Here is a 1,236-nt window from a genome sequence, read left to right on the forward strand (position 1 = left end):
TAGATGTTTCAAATGCCTTTGTTGACACCACCATCAGTGATGAAACGGATCCGGGTCCAGAAGATACGGTCACCGTCACCATGACAGGTCCAGCGAATGTCGTGGAAGGTGACACCACCACGGAGTACACCGTAACACTGAGCGATCCGGCGCCAGTGGCCAGTATCGTCACGCTCGCTTACAGCTACACCACCGCGTCAGGTGATGACATCACCGAAACCACTCAAGCCATTATCGGTGCGGATGGTGTGACCGCCACGTTTACCATCGATACAGTGGATGATGTTTACGCCGAAGGCGATGAAGTGTTTCGTGTCAGCGTGTCGGGCATTGTGGATAGCGACAGCAATCCAATCTTTGAAGCACTGAATTTAGACAATGCGTTCGTCGACACCACCATCAGCGATGAAACCGACCCAGGACCAGAAGATACGGTTACGGTCACCATGACCGGTCCAGCGAATGTGGTGGAAGGCGACACCACCACAGAGTACACCGTAACACTGATCGATCCGGCTCCTGTTGGTAGCATTGTCACGTTAGCTTACAGCTACACCACTGCATCGGGTGATGACATCACTGAAACCACTCAAGCAGTGATTGGGGCGGATGGCGTAACCGCCACATTTACTATCGATACGGTGGATGACGTTTACGCCGAAGGCGATGAAGTATTCCGCGTCAGCGTGTCGGGCATTGTAGATGGTGATAGCAATCCGATTTTTGAGGCATTAGATGTTTCAAATGCCTTTGTTGATACCACCATCAGCGATGAAACTAACCCAGGTCCAGAAGATACGGTTACCGTGACCATGACAGGTCCAGCGAATGTCGTAGAAGGTGACACCACCACAGAGTACACCGTGACACTGAGCGATCCGGCGCCAGTCGGTAGCATCGTCACGCTCGCTTATAGCTACACCACCGCGTCAGGTGATGACATCACTGAAACCACCCAAGCAGTGATTGGTGCCGATGGCGTAACCGCCACGTTTACCATCGATACGGTGGACGATGTGTATGCCGAAGGCGATGAAGTCTTCCGCGTCAGCGTGTCAGGCATCGTCGACAGCGACAGTAATCCAATCTTCGAAGCGTTGAACCTCGATAATGCCTTTGTCGACACCACCATCAGTGATGAGACGGATCCTGGCCCGGAAGATACGGTCACCGTCACCATGACCGGTCCAGCGAATGTCGTAGAAGGCGACACCACCACAGAGTACACCGTGACAC

Annotated in this window: 1 pseudogene; it reads left to right on the plus strand. The window is 53.2% G+C overall.

Annotated elements, in window-relative coordinates:
• A pseudogene (locus R7D93_RS25615) lies at positions 1-1,236 on the plus strand (Calx-beta domain-containing protein); the annotation flags it as partial.

The organism is Vibrio sp. YT-15 (assembly GCF_033337445.1).
GTDB lineage: Bacteria > Pseudomonadota > Gammaproteobacteria > Enterobacterales > Vibrionaceae > Vibrio > Vibrio alginolyticus.